Below are 18325 nucleotides of genomic sequence, written 5' to 3'. Positions count from 1 at the left end.
TGTGCGGGAGAATCAGATATTGAAACAGTAGGTAAGAAATGAACATATGGTTTCCAAAAAAAGAACGATCGATAGTGGCTTGCTGGAAGTGTTTGTCCACATCGTGCATCATGGTGGCGTCTCTGCTGCAGCCGTCAAGACTGGAAACACGAAATCGGCCATCAGCAAGCAGCTTGCTGCGCTGGAAACACACTTGCAGGTTCGTTTGTTTGAGCGCAACGGGCGCCGGATGATGCTTACCCAGGAAGGCAAGTCGTTGTTCGACCGCGCAGAATCCATTCTGACCGATCTTGGTCAATTGGTCGAGGACGTGCAGAACCAGAAAACCCTGGTCCGCGGCACGGTTCGGTTGGCGGCCTCGCCGGAATTCGGCGCACTACTGTCCGAACACTTTATTCCGCAGGTGCTGGCGCGCTACCCGGAACTGAAGATTTCCATGTCGCTCGAATATGCGTTTGACGATCTGCATGATCCCGCTATCGACCTGGCGTTACGGCTCGGTACAGTTCGCGATGAGCGTCTGGTGGTGCGCCATCTAGGCGATCTTCAGCGCGTGCTTGTTTGCAGTAAGTCTTATTTGCAATCGCATGCCATTGCGGCGGTTGATGACTTGGCTACGGCAGAGGTAGTGCTATTTTTGCGCGATGGCCCGGAACCTTCCTGGACTTTGCAATCAACAGCCAATGCCGCAGAAACATGCGAGGTCAAGCTGCGTGGCAGATTTGCAGTTCAGGGCGTTGGCGCCCTTGCGCGGGCCGCCATTGGAAACTTGGGTGTTGTGCAGATTCCGGCGTTTGTTGCCGCGCCCTATATGGCCGATGGTAGCCTGGTCCGCGTTCTGCCCCATTGGGATCCGATTTCCCTACCGGTTCAGCTTGCTTACCGGGCCGGTGTTTCACGCGTGAGTCGCGTCCGTGCCGTCATAGAGTCCGCGACAACGATCATTCCGGAGCTTCTCGATCGCTTACGAGGAAAACAGTAAAGCCTGATTTAGACCCGCAACCCGACACTGCGTTTGCCAACGCGTGTCACCTTGGATACCGTCGGGTATCCTGCAAGCTCTTCGCCAGTGAGAAACGCATATTTGGACGGCGTACGATTCTTTTCTTTCGAAAGATTCGATTTCGTTGTGAAGGATATGTCCCTTCCAAGTAAGGTCTGTACCGTGTATGTAGTTGGACGGTGTCGCGGGACCTTCCTCCGGATAATGCCTGGTAATACCACGTCAATCACTCCTGTCCTGTAGTCATCAAAATAAGTAGGATTGTGTGCTAAACGTGGGTCACAATGGATGCAAATTACCCAGCAAAAAAAATGTAGCGGCTTATGGTGGTGTGTCCCACAATTAAGCTAAAACCTGCCCGGATTTATGGATGACGCCATAAATCCGGACAGGTGCTCAGTGAATCAGGGTTGCATGCCCTCTTTTACCCATTGATCATATAGATCTATTTTTTTCTGCTCCATGCGTCTGTCCTGGCCGCCTGGTGGCATGGGGTGTGAGGCTTTGACGGGCTTGCCTTTGTCGGGGCCGTCTTTCACCAGCAGGGGCGGTGCGCCAACTGCCTCGTCATAGCCATGGATGGCTACCTGTACCTGATAGTAAAAGCGTTTGACGCACTCATAGTCGTCAAGCTCGAGATTGGCGGTGCCCTGTGTATCACCTAACACTACCCTTTTCATACAGGCGGTGTAGCGGGCAAAAATTGGTTTGATATCACTGTTAAACGAAACCATCATGCACTCCTGATTTTATCTGTTATCGTTATTTGCTGTAATTGATGACGGGGGCGCTGAAGGCAAATTTGCCCGATGGATTATCGCGTGAGCTGATGCCCAGGGTGACTGTCCATTCCTGCCCGTCCTTGCCACCAAGGCGCAGGTTGTTGATATCTTTGCTGATATCCTGCGTCAACCTCAAAGGTACACTGCTGCCTGTATCATCATGATGATGGTGATGTCCGGACAAGGCCCAATAGCTGGCGCTCAGGACCAGATAACGCATGCGAAAATCTTTATTGCCAACATCAGCAGCGACATCTTGTGGATGAAAATAAACATCCACCTGGTAACTGTAATCCTCACTGCCTGCGTCGCGCACGATGTCGATCAGGGCTTTGCTGCCATCCAGTGACTGGATTTTGACCTTGCCCTGAACGATTGCATTCGGGCGTGCTACCGGGCCATGTGCGCCATAGCTCATTAATTCGCTGAACAGGCTTTGCGGGTTGTCGCCCAGGGTGGCACCCGGCATATTATGCTTGGCAACGATGGCGTCAATCTGGCTTTTTGGAACAAACTCGCCAAAGGCACCAGACTGATAGGCAAACCCCTGTTTTTTGGTATCGTAATACAGCTCTGCCCGCCCCATGTTTTTGCTGTAATTGCTGAAGGGCTCGCGCTTTTTGCCAATGCCTTCTTCAAAGCCGACCGGCAATTGCAGGCGCGCATCCTGTTCGCCGCGCATGAACCAGTTGCCACCTGTGATGGTCTCGCTGCCGTGCTCTTCTATCCATTTTTCGAGAGCATAGTCAATGAAGGCATGGAAGGAATAAAACAGGGGATCAAGCCCGGCAGTAGCGGGGTTACGCAAGTATCCATGCACATACTCATCGTGCATGGTGTCGTGGATTTGCGATTCAAATGAGCCCGAGTTACCAGCACCACCCAGAGGGTAGCCACCAAAGGATTGCCAGTCCTGCTTGTAAATCAGGTAGCCCATCAGATAAGGTGAAGTGTAGCTGGGCATGGCAGGTTTGCTGCCTGCGGGATTTTGCAGCCTGTGCTTGAACCACAATGGCGATGCAGCATCTTCAAAGGCTTTGGGGTAACGGCTGCCGGTGGGCGGCTTGGTGAAGTTCCAGTATGGGACGGTAACGTTTTTCGTACTCGGGCCAGACAAGCCTTCAGGGTCAGCATCCTGCAAGGCTTTTTCATAAAAATAAAACTCAGCTCTGTGCCACTGGAAAAAAGTGTCTTTCCTGTGTTCACACATGCCTGGATTTTCATAGATGACGTTGCCAGTGCCTTTTACCTGAGTCTCGAAGCTGCAGGTATTGAAGGGATTGGCCATCGTATCATTGATGTCATTACCCATATTTAATTGCCCGTTGATGACTTCATACAATTGCTTGTTGTCACCGCTAGCCAGTGCATATTGCCGCTTGTCATTCACCGCAACTGAGGTGCAATTGTGGACCCAGGCCTGCCATAAAAAGCCTGTTCTGTCATAAATGTTCTTTGCACTTTTGACTTTCATCATTTTCACTGCATGCTCGAAGGCGGCCAGTTCTTCTGCACTGAGTTCATCAATGTTTTTGCGATATTTCACTTCCCGTGGTGCTGCAATTTGCGCGCAGGCATTGATGCTGAAGCAGCTTGCAAGCAGCAAGCCAGCCAGCAAGCGGTATTTTGAGATATTCATTTTGTACCCTTTAACTCTTGTTGCCCAGGCCTGGCTGGCAGATGCAGCAGTGTGGCTGCCGGATTACCGGTTTACAGCCACACTGTGTATTCAGGAAGTTTGCTTACTACCGAAAATATGGATCAGTGCATAAATCCGTACTTGGATGTGCGTGCGTCAATGTGAACCATGCGCCCCATGCCCACCGACAGAGGCACCGCCATTACCATCCGGCAGCACGACCTTGACGTTTTGCATCATGCCCTGGTCTTCATGATCGAGGATATGGCAATGCAGTACATACTCGCCGATATAGCGCTGATAGCGAGTGCGAGTTTTGACGGTATAGCCTGGTGTCGCCATGATGGTGTCTTTCCAGACTCCTTGCATACCGGCGTATTGCCCGATTGTCTTTGCTGTCGTATCTGTCAGTGCGCTGACATCAACACCGTTTTTATCGGTGATGCTGATAATCTGGTAGGGATTCACGTGGATGTGGAAAGGATGCTGTATCGGTGCTTCACCCGTGTCAGTTGGGTTATAAGACTTGATATGCCATTCCTGTACCTGACCCAAGATCAGGGTCTGATGAACTTCAGACGGTACATAGGGTGCACCATTGACGTCAAAGATAGTCTTGCCGTTACGCTGATCGATACCCAGTACCAGGTCAACCGGCTTTTGCGGATCGGTAAGTTCAGATTCGGGTATCGCTTTGTGCGGTACAAATTTGGTTAGTTTCAGGCCATCTTTCAAATCCCTGATGATGGTATCGCGCACACTTTTCGACAACAGGCCAGCTGCACGTACCAGTTCTTTGGTGACGAATTGCGTTTGATCGCCGCTAGTCTTATTGCCGGTAGCATGGATTACCGTGATCACTTTCGCATTGTTCGGCAAGGCTGAGATAAAGTCAGGTGCGCCTGAATCGCTATAGACGCAATAATCGCCTTTTTCTGGCAAGCTGAACAAGATATCGCTGCGATAACCTGGTTGCAAGGTATTGGTGACCTTGGCAAAAGCGCTGGGGCGGGTCAGACCATCGGTTGCGACTTCAAACTGCAATACGTCGATGCCATTACAGGCATTTTTTACTTCAGCTTGCAGGGCCTCGGGTGTGGCTGCGGTTGGTGTCAGCTTGCTGACGTCATTGATTTTGCGGATGCGCAAAACGATGGATTCACGTACGCCTGCGTCTATCAAACGCCAGCGATACAGTTTGCCCGCTTCCATCATCAGAGGCTTGGCAGGATTACGTGCAAAGCCGTTGATCAGGGTATGGCGGCCAGATTTATTCCAGGAACCGGGGGCGAATTGCGCTTTGAAATCCTGCACTACACCAATGTCACCTTTCTTGCACAGCCAGGTGCCATCAGGATTGGTCTGTATCACGTCTATTTCTTTGCCTGGCTCTTTAGGGTCAGGTCCCTTGATGAAGCAGGCATAGGGAATCTGCTGCATCAGCATTACTTCACTATAGTTGCCAGAAGCGGGCTTGAAAGGATTGAGCAAGGTATCAAGATCACCATTGCTGAGCACAGTAGGCTGTCTGTCGCCTTTGACGATCAGCGCTCCGGCCATGCCACTGCCTACCTGCACGGCAGTAGAACCATGCACATGCGGGTGATACCAGAAAGTGCCGGCAGGGTGATCTGCCGGTACATTGTATTCATATTCAAAATTGACCTTGGGCTTGATCGCCAGCAGCACATTGTCACTATTGCCCGATGGTGAAATCCACAAGCCATGTGAATGCAGATTGGTAGTGTTGTAGCAATGCGGTGTATTGATATTGTCTTTCGCAGCCAGCTCACAACCCGGCTCCTTGTCGAGGCGGTTACTGAGGTCAAAGCGCACGGTTTGCCCGGGTTTCATGACTACCGTAGGAGCAACAAAGTCGGGACGCAGCAGATTAGGGGCACCAGAAACATTACGGCCATATGAACGCAAGGACACCTGGTCATATTCGCCTGTCGAGGGATTGTAGATAAATCCCGATGTCATTTGTATCGGCAGGAAATAACGGATTTCACGACCCGATCTTTCCACCATCTTGCGCTGCTCACCACTCAGCAAATTGGCAGCGGGCTTGATCAGGTCTGCCGCTACATCCTTGTCATCAATCTGGCTGGCCAGTGGCGGTGCCTGTGGTGCTTCTTTGGCTTTAGCATCCTGTGCCAGCGCAGCGTGACAAAACAGGCTGACCCCTGTCATGGTGGCGGCACCAGCCAGGCGGCGCATTTGCTTTAATTTTGTGTGCATAAGATGCTCTTGAATTTGATTGATGGAAGAAGTTGAGGATGACTTTTGCAAGCAACTCACAATGTGTATATGAGCTTTGGTTTCTTTTTATGAAGCAATATTGCCAAACCGAATTACCCACATCTGGAAAACATGGTTTCGCTACATAAACATTCATTTTGGTCATTATTTTTTGCCAACCCAAGTTTATAAAGCCACCATCTAACTTGCAACAAGCTTAAGCTGTCAATGCACAAATTCGTTGTTTTTTCGATAAATTTTTCAATTTGTTTCAAATTCTTGTTTTAGCTGTGCTTAATCAAGCTTCCAGGATTGTTTTCAAGGTGGTGTCGCTCCTGTCAATCAGATGTGAATGTCTTCATGGCATTCCTGTTTGCAAGTTTTCCACTGCAGCAACGAGAGCACACACAGCAAGGCTTTCTTGACAAATGCTGGCATATGCAATTAAATATAAATATTGGCATATGCAAGTATTTTCACAAATACTGGTGCCAATGATTCACTCTGCTGCCTGGCCTGTGACTGGCCTGTGACTGCCCTGTGACTTGCCGTATTTTGCCGGTGGACTTAACAACAGCCTGTCTTGGCCTTTACTCACTGAACCAGGAGATATTCGATGCCTTATTTGCAGTTGGACGTCAACGACAGCTATCCTGCCGACCTCAAAAAGACCCTTGCCAGACAGATGGCGACCACCTATGCCAAGCTCATGACGGTCGATATACGCCGCATCAGCATCGCCATTCGCGAACTTGGCGAGGGAGGTGTCTGGAGAATGGTCGATGGCGAGCCTGTGGCCGTTGCTGTATTGATGTGCGACATCCGCAAGGGGCGTACGCCAGAACTCCGCATGGAGGTCGCCAAGGCGCTATGTGCTGATTGCATCGCAATCCTCGGCCTGCGCGAAGACCGGCTGAATGTCGAGTTCACCCAGCATACAGGAGATGAGATGTATCACCCTACACTGGGTGGTTTCAGCCCTGAATGGTCTGAGAATGAAGCATAGACCTGCGGAACCGACTGGAAACGGCGTGATGAATAAACCAAATAAACCACATGGAGGCAGGATTTGACCCAGCAAAGCGCCAAAGATCCGCTTGTTTGCAATGGTGCTGCGCTACGCAAGGCCAACCGCCGTGTCACCCAGCTATATGATGCCGTTCTCGCTCCATGCGGGCTGACTATTTCCCAGCGCTCAGTCCTCGTACATGTGCAGCGTTCGGTATCACCGACGATGTCGGAACTTGCCCATGCGATGGTACTTGACCGCTCGGCGCTTGCACACAATCTGAAACCTTTGGAGCGTGAAGGCTATCTCGTGCAAACCAGAGACGCCAAAGACGGTCGAAGCAAACGCGTCACCCTGACGCCAACCGGCGCAGAAAAATTGAATGACGCAAATCTGTTATGGCGAAAAGCGCAGGCACGCTTTGAAAAAACCTATGGCCCTGAGCGGGCAAAAGCCCTGCGTTTTGCGCTGGCAGATATTTTTACCGACGACTTTGCCGAGGCTTTTTTGCTGGACTAGGGAGATCAGTTGGCGATGGATATAACAATGCGATTGCGCTCCTGCGTCTTTGCGGTGGGTACGCAGTTCAAGCTGCCGTATGGCAATGCCGTACGACTAATATCCGTAATCTGGCAATGGCGGCAGGAATGATGGTAGGATAGGAAATCCCTTGCCTGAGTGAATAATGCCCTACGAAAAGTCAACCGATGTCGCAATGATACAGAGCATGGATTCTGTATCCACCATACTTGAAGCAGTGGCCGCTACCACAGGCTTGCGTTTTGTATGTATAGCCCGTGTTACTGCTGATTCATGGACCACATGTGCCGTCCTTGATCAACTGGAATTTGGGCTAAAAGTCGGTGACGGTCTTGATGTGACCACTACCCTGTGCGAAGAAGTGCGCGATACCGGCAAAGCGGTGATCATTGACAGCGTCAAAGACGACTTGAAATACAGCGACCACCACACACCACGGATTTATGGTTTCCAAAGCTATATATCCATTCCTGTGTTTCGTCCGAATGGGGATTACTTTGGCACTTTATGCGGTCTAGACCCACTGCCAGCCAAACTGTCAACCGCTGGCATCGTAAAAAGCATGACGCTGTTTGCGCAACTTCTTTCATCGCAAATGGATTCAGAAGAAGCACTCAGGGATGCCCGAAAAAACCTTGTCCATGAACGCGAGACATCTGAACTGCGCGAACAATTCATTGCTGTACTGGGTCATGATTTGCGTAATCCGTTAGGTTCTATTTTAACGGGAACCGATGTCTTGCTACTGCAAGGCGCGACAACGCAAACCAAGACCGTCATTGAACGCATGCGAAGAAGTGCCTTGCGCATTTCCAGCCTGGTCGATGATGTGATGGACTTTGCACGGGGCCGTATGGGCGGTGGTATCTCTTTGAATATGCGCGAGAATACCGAGCTTAGCCAAGTTTTTCAGCAAGTCGTTGATGAACTCAGCAGTCTCTACCCATATAGAAAAATCACCGCTGATATAACACCGCATTTGAGGATGTCATGTGATGCGGGACGATTAAGCCAGCTGCTCTCCAATCTATTAAAAAATGCCCTGGTTCATGGCGCGCCGGACACACCTGTGCATGTGCAGGTTCAACTCAATGAAGGCATGCTGGAAGTGAGCGTGACCAATGCCGGGCAGGCAATCCCTCCGGACGTGTTGCTTCAGCTTTTCAAACCATTCTGGCGGTCTTCACCAGCCATGGGAAATGACGGACTGGGCCTGGGACTCTACATCGTCGCTGAAATCGCCCGCTCGCATGGTGGTACTGTTGACGCACAATCGAACACGACGGCTACCACATTCACCTTCCGCGTCATGGGTGCGGAAGTTGCTATGTGAATGTGTGGCGCTTGCAGATTCGGGTAAAGCATCTCTCGGAAAAATTCTTGCCAGTCAGCTATTTCCAGTCGTCCCGTTCCTGAGCGACTCTTGAATTATTTTTCGACTCTTGAATTATTTTTTTCTTTACTCAGGAAAGTTATCCAGATTTTCTGGCTCTTTCATTTGCAGTCCATTATGCGCTGCCCGGAATTTCGACGACATGTCATAAGCCGCCTTGCGCGCCCGCATGATGGAACCTATAGGGCGATGAGCGGCGATGCCGTGCCAGGGATTGAAAGACATATTGTCATCCACTGCTTTTGAGCGAGACTCACTCCATGCGAGTTGCGGCTGCATGATAATACGTGCGACCGGCAGATAAGGACTGATATCTTCTGGCCAGGCGACGGATGCATCCTCCACCGGCATGCTGGCAAGATCGGTACACAATTGCACACGTACTTCCCACTCAGCAATATTGTCCTTGAAAAAATCGATGACTGCATCGCGCAAACCATTGGGTTTGCCATTGACGTTGAGCTCTGCACCGGCAAGCTCAGTCAGATTGGCCGAGACAGGGGCAATGCAGATTTTTGCCATGTAAGGACCAAACAGCACCGGTGTCTTGCTAAAGAAAGTTTCACCGAGAATATGTGTCTCAGGATGACCACCCATACTGATGATGGTCGCACTCTCACCACCAAAGGCTTCAATTACTTTCTCCGTGCCACGCAAGACAGCGGACAAGGCTTTTTTGAGACCAGGGGCTTTATTGGTCGTCGGTGCAAGCAGCTTCAAGGCATTTGAAAAATCCCTGGCGCCCGCTGCAGAAAAACTGGGGCCGCCATTGACGAGGACAAAATCCTGGGTGACATCCCCTGCACTTCCATCCAGACGTTCGCCTTCTACACCGACCACTTTGACGGCCATGCCGCGCGGGGTCGATACACTGTCATCCAGCATATCGCCTGGTACTGTAGAAAGACGCATGACGATGGGATAACTGCGCGGTACAGCAAATATGCCCTGCGCCAATATCTGTGGCAAATTATCCAGTACCTGCATTTCACCGCGCAACAGGCCGTGGCTTTTTGCATGCACACTACGTGTTGCATGACCAGAATCTTTGAACGTGACTTCAGAGATGTGCTTTAGCGACTGCAACAAGTCTGCAATGACCTCTGCCTCGCCTTCTTCCGGTACTTCAAAAGAAGGCTGGTAAATCAAAGGGTGTAATGTGTTACTGGTTTGTATGCTCATGGCATATCCTTAAACAAATTGGGGGCAAAGAATCCTGACTGCTATCATGCTAGTGACAAGATCATTCTCTGCGAGTAGGAGGGTCGGAGTCCTTTCTGTAGGCGGACATGCTGGCAGGCACTAAAGCGCTCAAACACGTTGAATGAACAGGGGCCAATCTTCAAGAATATGGTATTGTCTTGGCAACTCGTGACGCACAGGTTTTTATTCCCTCATCAAAAGGAGTCTTATGAAACTGTCCCGCTCTCTCATTGCTGCTGCATCACTGGCAGTATTCAGCATGACGCCAGCCTTGCTGGCACATGCCAAGACACCACAGCAGCTCAGTGCAAAAATTGATGGGAAGTTATTCGAGAGCGATGATGACGGCATTACCTATCTGATACCGACCAAGGGCGTACTGAACCTGATCGCTTCGACCAAAGGTGCATCTGCTTATCCTCCACCCAAGACACTGACAGACCGCCTGAGTATTATCTGCAGGGATTTTGACGGCAAGCCTGTCAAGTATCAGGCCAAGGATTTTAGTAGTAGCGGCTGCGAAGTCAAATTCATCAAGGGTGAAAGCAAGAAACCCTTTGGCGAACCAGTGGCTGAATACATTGCGCGTGATGGCAAGAACATGCTGGAGATTACTGCCGTCAAGGGCAAGATCATCGAAGGCAAGTTTTCTTTTGAGCTGAGGGATATAAAGACCAAGGCAGTGCTAACGATCACTGAGGGTACGTTCAAGGCGGAAGACCGGCAGTTGTAATCCGATGCCTATAGTATTTATAGCGCTTATTGAAACTGATCAGGCACATCCAACATGATGCACTTAAGCAGCGCCTTGCGGCACTGCTTAAGCTGTTCATAAAATTATTCCAGCAAGACATCTTTGACGATATCAGCTTATCGCTTTCTGTAATTTCAGCATGCGGGTAAATGTTTGTCCATAAGGTGGATAAAGCAGGCTGATGCCATTCAACTTGCACTACCCACTTCTCAGATACCTTTACGCACCAGCACCGGATCGGGCCTATACACCGCTGGCATGACGCGCTTGAGGTTTTCAACCTTGGGCAAGTCGTTGATGGCGATGTATGGCTCGTTAGGATGCAGGGTCAGGTAATTTTGATGATAAGCCTCTGCTGCAAAGAAACCTGTGTCTGCTTCCAGAGTGGTCGCCAGTTTGCTACGGAAAGCGCGCGAGGCATTCAACTGGGTGATGTATTTTTCAGCCACATCGCGTTGCGTTGGCGTGGCTGGGAAAATCGCTGAACGGTATTGCGTGCCACTATCTGGCCCCTGGCGGTTCAACTGGGTAGGGTCATGCGCAACGGAGAAAAATATCTGCAGCAGCTTGCCATAACTGATCTGGTTGGGATCATAGGTCACCTGCACTGCTTCTGCATGACCAGTTGCGCCTGAACCTACCAGTTCATAATGCGCAGTCGCTGCCTTGCCACCGGCATAGCCCGAGACTGCATTGGTGACACCGCGCACATGCTGGAATACGCCCTGCACACCCCAGAAGCAGCCACCCGCGAAAACTGCAGTCTCTGTCTTGGCGCTACCTGTTGGCACATCCACCGCTGGCGCGGCAATGATTACTGCTGCTTCGCCAGCCCGCACCTGTCCATTGAAAACCAGTGCTGCGGCGACACCGCCTATGCCCAGTACCAGGGCTGTCAAACTGCTTGCTATTTTCATGTCGTACTCCTTGTAGATAATGTAGAGGCTGTTGCAAAATTAAGCTGGCTAGGCGTCGCCGACGAAGACAGTACTTTAGTACGGCTAGGAGGCGCAACAACGCCAGGTTAATTTTGCGGCAGCCTCTTAACCAAAAGTGAAGGCGTAGGCTTCTACGCCAGGATCAAGAAACTCTATGCTGAAAGTGTGCTCAGCGACTTTGCCTGATTGTCGCACCAGTTGGTACAGACGCTGGCCAGTCACCTTACCAGTACCGTCGGAAGCGATGTCACTGCCATGCGCAGCACCAGGCGCAGCGCCGTCAATAGTGACGCGGAAACGTACAGGCTTGCCGTCTTTGCCTGGCCCCAGCACCAGATGCAGGTCGCGGGCCTGGAAGCGGTAAGTGATACGCCCACCCTTTTGCGTCAGGGCGGCATGTTCTTCCTGCACCTTCCAGTTACCTGCCAGACCCCATTGATTCAGAGTCAGTTGTGCTGGCAGACTGTAATCGGCATTGCGGTTTTGCTGTACGCCACCAGCTGAAACAAAGTTTTGCACGCGGCTATAACCAAGATAGGTTTCTGGTGATTTGACCTGGCTTTCGTCCGCCGCCATTTGCGCACCAGCCGCACCCGTCTCGATGACGACATCATTGGCAACATTTTTCTGGCCTGCTTCTTCCAGCAATTGTTGTATCACCTGCTCAGATTGCACATATTCGCCTTCACCAAAATGATGGTGACGTATGCGACCAGTGGCATCGATAAAATAATGCGCAGGCCAGTACTTATTGCCAAAGGCACGCCAGATTGCATAGTTGTTGTCGATGGCAACCGGATAGCTGATGCCAAGATCACGCACGGCCTTGCTGACATTGGCAGGGTCGCGCTCAAACGCAAATTCAGGCGCATGCACACCAATCACGACCAGGCCCTGGTCACGGTATTTCTTGGCCCATGCCTGCACATACGGCAAACTGCGCAGACAGTTGATGCAAGAGTAAGTCCAGAAATCGATGAGCACAACCTTGCCTTTGAGCTCTTGCGCAGTCAGTGGTTTGGAATTAAGCCATTGTGTTGCACCATCCAACGCTGGCATGATCCCTTCTTCTGGTAAAGTGCCTGCTGTAGCTGCATTGCTACCATGCGCAGACATCATGGCATTCGATGGTGCCATGGTGTTGGATGCCATTTGCTTGTTCGATGCCATCATGGCATTGGACGCCATCATCGCATTCGAGGCCATCATCGCCCCCTGCTGCGGGGCAGTCTGTGCGGTTGCAGGATTGGTTTGTACATCTGGTGAATTTGGCAAATCTGGCGAATTTGGCGCATAGCGGTCTATCAATTGCTGTTCCAGTCCTGAGGTAGCAACAGTGGACAAACGTGTCAGCAAGCCAGTATCCAGACCCAGCGCAATCGCAGCAACACCGGCGATCATGGCAGCACCCAGAATGCGGCGTATCCATTCACCGGCACCCAGCGAGCGTTTCATCGCGGCAAATACCTTGCCACCTATCAGCAAGGCCACGGCCAGTGAAGTTGCGGCACCGGCAGCGTAAGCCAGCAGCAAAAAAGTTGTCTGTGCACTGGCACCATTCAGTGCGGCACCGGTCAACAGCAGACCCAGCACTGGCCCGGCACAGGGTGCCCATAATAGGCCCGTTGCCACGCCCAGCAAGAGTGATGAACCTATACCACCGCCATCCGTCTGCGCGGTATTCGACAGGCGGTCACCTGCAGCCACCAGTGGCTTGGTGAGCTTGTCAGCCAGATGCGGGAACAACAATGTCAAACCAAAGAAAGCCAGCAAAGCCATCGCCAGCCAGCGGCCATATTGATTGGTCTGCAACACCCAGTTACCGCCCACCGCGGCCAATGTGGCAACAGCAGCAAAGGTCAGCGCCATGCCCACCAACAATGGCAAGCCACTGCGGCGGAACGGCTGGCCGGTGCGGGCGAAGACAAAGGGCAGCACCGGCAGGATGCAAGGGCTGAGTATGGTCAGCACGCCACCGAGATAAGAAATAAGTAATAGCAACATGTTTGCTTTCTGTGCGTGGTTCAGGCTTTGCCAGGGGTAAAGTTCATCGCCACGCCATTCATGCAATAACGCAAGCCGGTAGGGCGCGGGCCGTCATCAAATACATGACCGAGATGGCCACCGCAGCGGCGGCATTGCACTTCTGTACGCAGCATGCCAAAGGTGGTGTCGGTCACATTGACAACAGCCCGCTCCAGTGGCGCATAAAAACTGGGCCAGCCAGTGCCGCTGTCAAACTTGGTTTTTGATGAAAACAGTGGTAACTGGCAACCAGCGCAACTGAACTGGCCACTGCGGCGTTCATCATTGAGCGGGCTGGTGAAGGCACGCTCGGTCGCACCACGGCGTAGGACCTCGTATTGCATGCCAGTCAGCAGGCGACGCCATTCGGCATCGGTACGTTGAACTTCAAACACATTACCCACAGGGGCAGCTGACAACATGCGGCTCATGGCCAGCATGCTGCCAGCCAGTAGAAATTGACGTCGGTTTTGCATATATCCTCCTTGGTGTATGTACAGCATCTGTGCCATGGTTCTTATTGTGCGCCTCAATCGCTGTCCAAGTCTTCACGTAAAGTTAAACGATTTGTGATACTTTTTCTCTGCAAATCCTGCACAATGACAACATTCGGATGGCGGGGAAAAGCGTGGATACAGCAAAAAATATACTGATTGTGGAAGATGACATGCCCATCGCCGACCTGCTGCGCCTGCACATGAAGGACGAGGGTTATCAGGTCACGCATTGCGCTGACGGCAGACAGGGTCTTGCACAATTGCGTACAGGTAACTGGGATGCCCTGATCCTCGACATCATGCTGCCCGGTGTCGATGGGCTGGAAATCTGCCGACAGGCACGTGCCATGGAAAACTACGTACCGATTATCATCATCAGTGCCCGTTCCAGCGAAGTGCACCGCATCCTCGGTCTGGAACTGGGGGCTGACGATTACCTCACCAAACCTTTCTCGGTGCTGGAACTGGTGGCCCGCGTCAAGGCCATGCTGCGCCGTGCCGATGCGATGGACAAGAGCCGCCGTACTGAAGCTGGAGATGTGGCGGTAGATGGCGTGGCCTTGTCGCCAGTGACACGGGTTGCCACTGCCGATGGCAAGTTGCTGGACCTGACCCCGCGTGAATTTGACTTGTTGTACTTCTTTGTACGTCACCCCGGTCAGGTATATTCACGCCTGGATTTGCTCAACAAGGTCTGGGGTTATGAACACGAGGGGTATGAACATACCGTCAATACCCATATCAACCGCCTGCGCGCCAAGATAGAGAGCAACCCGGCAGAACCGCAGCGCATACTGACGGTATGGGGCAAGGGCTACCGTTATGCACTGCCTGGAGAGGCAACGTGAAGCTGACGCTGTCCCAGCGTTTGTCGCTGGTATTTTCTGTATTGTTGCTGGCCAGTTGCGGTGTCTCTGCCTGGTTGCAGATACGCGCCAATGACATGCGCGAAATGGAAGTGGTGCAAGGCCTGTCGCGCGGGCTGGCAGGCAGCATCGCCGTCAATGCACAACTGACTGGCACAGAAGAAATGGGGCCAGATTCTGTACGCCGCTTGTTTGACCAGTTAATGAGCGTCAACCCCAGTGTGGAAGTTTATCTGCTCGATGAAACCGGCAAGATCATCGGCAATGCGGCACCGCCTGGACGTCTGAAGCGCCAGCAGGTTGATCTCGTACCCATACGTAAATTCCTTGATGGCCGCATGTTGCCCATACTCGGGGACGACCCGCGCAGTGAAAACAGACGCAAGGTATTCAGCGCGGCGGCATTGCGCAGTAACAGGCCTGAGGTGCATTACATCTACGTTATTTTGCAAGGCGAAGAACATGACCGCTATGTTGCCCATGCGGGTATCAATGCGGTATTGCGTGTCACCTTGTTGTCAATGGCGTTGGTGGCATTGCTGACCCTGGTGGCTGGCTGGGCTGCACTGCGCTGGGTCACCCGACCTTTGCACAAGCTGGCAGACACCATGCGCCGTTTTGATACCCAGGCTGAACAACCCGTCGTACCACCACCGTTAGCACAGGCTACTAATCAGCGTGATGAAATCGCGGTGCTGGAAACCAGCTTCGGGCAAATGGCGGCGCGCATCAATGAGCAATGGCATACATTGAAGCAGATGGATCATGACAGGCGCGAAGTGGTCGCCAATATCTCCCATGACCTGCGCACGCCGTTGACATCCATCCACGGTTACCTGGAAACCCTGGCTGCCAGAGATGCGACGCTGGATGCTGCTGAGCGCCAGCGCTACCTGGCGATTGTGCTGGGCCAGAGCCGCAAGGTTGGCCGTCTGGCGCAGGCGCTGTTTGATCTCGCGCGTCTTGAGCATGGCGGCGTAGCGCCAGAGCCTGAAGCCTTCATGTTGAATGACCTGATACAGGACGTATTCCAGAAGTTTGAGCTGCTGGCGCAAACCGGCCACGTAAGGCTGGAAGCAGGGCTGGATGGCAATACCATGGTCATGGCAGACCTGGGCATGATAGAGCGGGTGCTGACCAATCTCATCGACAATGCCATACGCCATACACCGGCAGGCGGCACGGTGACTGTGGAGGTAGCAAAACGCCTGCAGGCAGTGGAAATCTGCATACGCGATACCGGCCCCGGCATACCCGCAGAATTGTTGGATAAACTGTTCAAGCGACCATTTGCACTCAGTGGCGAAGGTCACGGTGGCGGTGGGCTCGGCTTGCTGATCGTGCACCGCATCCTGCAATTACACCATAGCAGTATAGAATTACGTACAGACCCGGCTGCAAACAGCATGGGAGCCTGCTTCTGCTTTGCCCTGCCACTGGCAACTGGCGCTGCGGGTAACACTCACTCATAAATACACAAATAGATTCAGGAAAAGTACCATTGAAAACAAGAGCATGGATCAGGCTGCCGTCAGGCAAACACCTTGACCTGATTAACCCCGATCCCCAGGCCTGGCTGGATAGCGACCTGGCAGACAGACTGTCGAGAACTTACCGCTGGGGTGGCGAATCCTGTTGGCCACGGCCACTGTCAGTAGCCCAGCATAGCCTGAACGTACTTGCCCTGCGCAGTACCATGACAGAAAAGCCTATGAGCGCAGGAGCTGCCTTGCGCGAACTCTTGCATGATGGTGAAGAAGGCCTGCTGGCCTTCGACTGTATTTCACCACTCAAAGCCGTACTGGGCGCGCCATTCAAGGAAGTCAGCGACAGGCTCACAGATGCGATCGTCAGACGCTATCAGCTACCCGCCTGGGATGATATGGATTACCGCCTGCATAAACTCGCAGATGAACTGATCGCCGCCTCAGAAGCCGTGCATTGTGCTGGCTGGCCACGTAATGAGGTACTGGATGTGCTGGAAATCAAACTGCCCATATTGGAAGAAGATCCCCTGGCAGAAATCTATGATTGCCAGCCATGGGAACCATGGGCACCGGACGTGGCCTGTGAGCGGTTTTTGGGAAAACTGATTTCACTTAGCAATACTGCGCTGAGCAATACTGCGCTGAATACATAAAATCAATGCCGGAAAAAATCCGGCATTGATACTTCACCATTCACTCTGGCTATATCTGATACTTCTGTATCGGTTACAGCCACATCATTACTTGGGCATCAAGACGGTATCAATGACATTGATAACGCCATTCGATTGATACACATCATAGGTGCTGATGCTGGCGACATTGCCGCTTTCATCCTTGATGCTGATGTTATGCGGGCCATTCATCATGAACCACAATTTGCCACCACTGGCTGTCGCCAGTTCTACGGGGCCACCCTGCCTTTTGATCTGGGCAGAAATACTCATGAAATCATGTTTGCCTGGTACTACGTGGTAAGTCAGTATTTTGGTCAGTGTCGCCTTGTTTTCAGGCTTGACCAGGGTATCGACGGTACCCGCAGGCAGCTTGGCAAACGCGGCATTGGTTGGCGCAAACACCGTGAATGGGCCTTTGCCTTTTAAGGTATCAACCAGGCCTGCAGCCTTGACGGCGGCAATCAGTGTCGTGTGGTCGGCAGAATTGACGGCGTTATCAACGATGTCTTTGGATGGCAACATGCTTTGGCCACCGACCATGACATCAGCAGCATTGACAATGGAAGTTGTAGCCATGGCGGCAGCGAAGACAAGGGCGTAGTTAAATTTGCGCATGATCATTTCCTTTTAAGATAAGTGCGAGTTCGCATCAAGTTCTACGGTGAGAAAATCACATCGGTTTCAATTATTTTTAAAAAATGTGAATTTAAATTTTCTGACGGCTTATTTTTATAGACCGGCAGCAATACTGTCTGACGCAAGAAGTCAGCAGGTGATAAATCCTTTGTTGCTTCATTCAATTTAGAACATGCGACGCATTGCAATGCGTCCTGCATAACGACGCTGAGTTGCTTATTTTTTTCCCCGGTAGGGTGCGCCGTGCGCACCGGCTTTTGGTTTAGTGACCAGCAAGATTTTGCTGGTAATGGTGCGCACGGCGCACCCTACGCGATACGACAATGCGGGGGAATCTCAGCTTAATTAAGGGTTCGCCATTCCTTGAGCACATTCATAAAGTTTTCTTTCATCCCGATATCCGCGCAAAAAAATGTTTAAAAAATGTGAATCCGCTTGTTTGTTTTGAACGTAATAAGTAAGGACAGCAATAAAGCAGCAGGAAATATCCTTTTTCCCCCTGAAACAAGCATGTGTAGTAAGCAGGCAGTGAACAGGAATGCAGGCAGGTCTGGTTTTTGCTTATCTAAATGCAAAGTATGAGGAATTTTTACTTTTCTCACACAGACAGATCAGATGGGCAGGCATTGAAATCA

16 protein-coding genes are annotated in these 18325 nt (G+C 51.7%); 8 read left to right on the top strand and 8 right to left on the bottom strand.

Annotated features, from left to right (window positions below; genetic code table 11):
- Positions 1 to 46 precede the first annotated feature (46 nt).
- A complete protein-coding gene (locus ACO0LI_RS14255; protein WP_423033097.1) occupies positions 47 to 982 on the top strand; it encodes a LysR family transcriptional regulator in 936 nt (311 codons plus the stop codon).
- A gap of 425 nt (positions 983 to 1407) precedes the next feature.
- Here ACO0LI_RS14255 and ACO0LI_RS14250 read toward each other — a convergent pair whose 3' ends face one another.
- The 3 genes from ACO0LI_RS14250 to ACO0LI_RS14240 form a co-directional block, all read right to left on the bottom strand.
- Entirely contained in the window at positions 1408 to 1737 is a 330-nt protein-coding gene (locus ACO0LI_RS14250; protein WP_423033096.1) for a hypothetical protein, read from the bottom strand.
- A gap of 28 nt (positions 1738 to 1765) precedes the next feature.
- Complete coding sequence (locus tag ACO0LI_RS14245) at positions 1766 to 3424, bottom strand: tyrosinase family protein (RefSeq protein WP_423033095.1); 1659 nt, start codon at positions 3422 to 3424, stop codon at positions 1766 to 1768.
- 156 nt (positions 3425 to 3580) lie between these two features.
- Positions 3581 to 5665 (bottom strand): multicopper oxidase family protein, encoded by a 2085-nt coding sequence (locus tag ACO0LI_RS14240; protein ID WP_423033094.1) that lies wholly within the window; start codon positions 5663 to 5665, stop codon positions 3581 to 3583.
- Between the two features lie 616 nt (positions 5666 to 6281).
- Here ACO0LI_RS14240 and ACO0LI_RS14235 point away from each other — a divergent pair.
- The 3 genes from ACO0LI_RS14235 to ACO0LI_RS14225 all read left to right on the top strand — a co-directional run bounded on the left by ACO0LI_RS14235 (position 6282) and on the right by ACO0LI_RS14225 (position 8547).
- Entirely contained in the window at positions 6282 to 6671 is a 390-nt protein-coding gene (locus ACO0LI_RS14235; protein ID WP_423033093.1) for a tautomerase, read from the top strand.
- Positions 6672 to 6734: 63 nt separating this feature from the next.
- Positions 6735 to 7193 (top strand): MarR family winged helix-turn-helix transcriptional regulator, encoded by a 459-nt coding sequence (locus ACO0LI_RS14230; RefSeq protein ID WP_423033092.1) that lies wholly within the window; start codon positions 6735 to 6737, stop codon positions 7191 to 7193.
- 166 nt (positions 7194 to 7359) lie between these two features.
- Complete coding sequence (locus ACO0LI_RS14225; RefSeq protein ID WP_422950808.1) at positions 7360 to 8547, top strand: GAF domain-containing sensor histidine kinase; 1188 nt, start codon at positions 7360 to 7362, stop codon at positions 8545 to 8547.
- A gap of 126 nt (positions 8548 to 8673) precedes the next feature.
- On the opposite strand, the gene ACO0LI_RS14220 is transcribed toward ACO0LI_RS14225, so the two are convergent.
- Positions 8674 to 9789: a catalase family protein gene (locus ACO0LI_RS14220; protein WP_423033091.1), complete on the bottom strand. Its 1116-nt coding sequence runs from the start codon at positions 9787 to 9789 to the stop codon at positions 8674 to 8676.
- A 229-nt stretch (positions 9790 to 10018) separates the two neighbouring features.
- On the opposite strand from ACO0LI_RS14220, the gene ACO0LI_RS14215 reads away from it, so the two are divergent.
- Entirely contained in the window at positions 10019 to 10543 is a 525-nt protein-coding gene (locus tag ACO0LI_RS14215) for a hypothetical protein (RefSeq protein WP_422950806.1), read from the top strand.
- A 230-nt stretch (positions 10544 to 10773) separates the two neighbouring features.
- Here the strand turns inward: ACO0LI_RS14215 and msrA are convergent, their stop codons facing one another.
- The 3 genes from msrA to msrB form a co-directional block, all read right to left on the bottom strand.
- Positions 10774 to 11481, bottom strand: coding sequence for a peptide-methionine (S)-S-oxide reductase MsrA (gene msrA / locus ACO0LI_RS14210; RefSeq protein WP_422950805.1), 708 nt, complete (start codon positions 11479 to 11481; stop codon positions 10774 to 10776).
- Positions 11482 to 11607: 126 nt separating this feature from the next.
- The gene (locus ACO0LI_RS14205) at positions 11608 to 13506 is read right to left on the bottom strand and encodes a cytochrome c biogenesis protein DipZ (protein WP_423033090.1); all 1899 of its coding nucleotides are present in this window, start codon (positions 13504 to 13506) and stop codon (positions 11608 to 11610) included.
- A 20-nt stretch (positions 13507 to 13526) separates the two neighbouring features.
- Positions 13527 to 14003 (bottom strand): peptide-methionine (R)-S-oxide reductase MsrB, encoded by a 477-nt coding sequence (gene msrB, locus ACO0LI_RS14200; protein WP_423033089.1) that lies wholly within the window; start codon positions 14001 to 14003, stop codon positions 13527 to 13529.
- Positions 14004 to 14155: 152 nt separating this feature from the next.
- Here msrB and ACO0LI_RS14195 point away from each other — a divergent pair, with 152 nt between their 5' ends.
- Genes ACO0LI_RS14195 through ACO0LI_RS14185 form a run of 3 tightly spaced genes read left to right on the top strand, consistent with a single transcriptional unit; the run spans position 14156 to position 17030 of the window.
- Positions 14156 to 14872, top strand: coding sequence for a response regulator transcription factor (locus ACO0LI_RS14195; RefSeq protein ID WP_423033088.1), 717 nt, complete (start codon positions 14156 to 14158; stop codon positions 14870 to 14872).
- Positions 14869 to 16362 carry a HAMP domain-containing sensor histidine kinase gene (locus ACO0LI_RS14190; protein ID WP_423033087.1) on the top strand — a complete coding sequence of 498 codons (1494 nt, stop codon included), beginning with the start codon at positions 14869 to 14871 and terminating at the stop codon, positions 16360 to 16362. Before ACO0LI_RS14195 ends, ACO0LI_RS14190 begins: the two co-directional genes overlap by 4 nt.
- Before the next feature lie 29 nt (positions 16363 to 16391).
- Positions 16392 to 17030 (top strand): phosphohydrolase, encoded by a 639-nt coding sequence (locus ACO0LI_RS14185; protein ID WP_423033086.1) that lies wholly within the window; start codon positions 16392 to 16394, stop codon positions 17028 to 17030.
- Positions 17031 to 17117: 87 nt separating this feature from the next.
- Here the strand turns inward: ACO0LI_RS14185 and ACO0LI_RS14180 are convergent, their stop codons facing one another.
- Positions 17118 to 17669 (bottom strand): fasciclin domain-containing protein, encoded by a 552-nt coding sequence (locus tag ACO0LI_RS14180; protein WP_423033085.1) that lies wholly within the window; start codon positions 17667 to 17669, stop codon positions 17118 to 17120.
- Between the last annotated feature and the right edge of the window lie 656 nt (positions 17670 to 18325).

Origin of the sequence: Undibacterium sp. Tian12W, assembly GCF_049339405.1 — a bacterium.
GTDB lineage: Bacteria > Pseudomonadota > Gammaproteobacteria > Burkholderiales > Burkholderiaceae_D > Undibacterium.
Note: the sequence above shows the minus strand (reverse complement) of the source record. Positions and strands in the feature narration are given on the sequence as shown.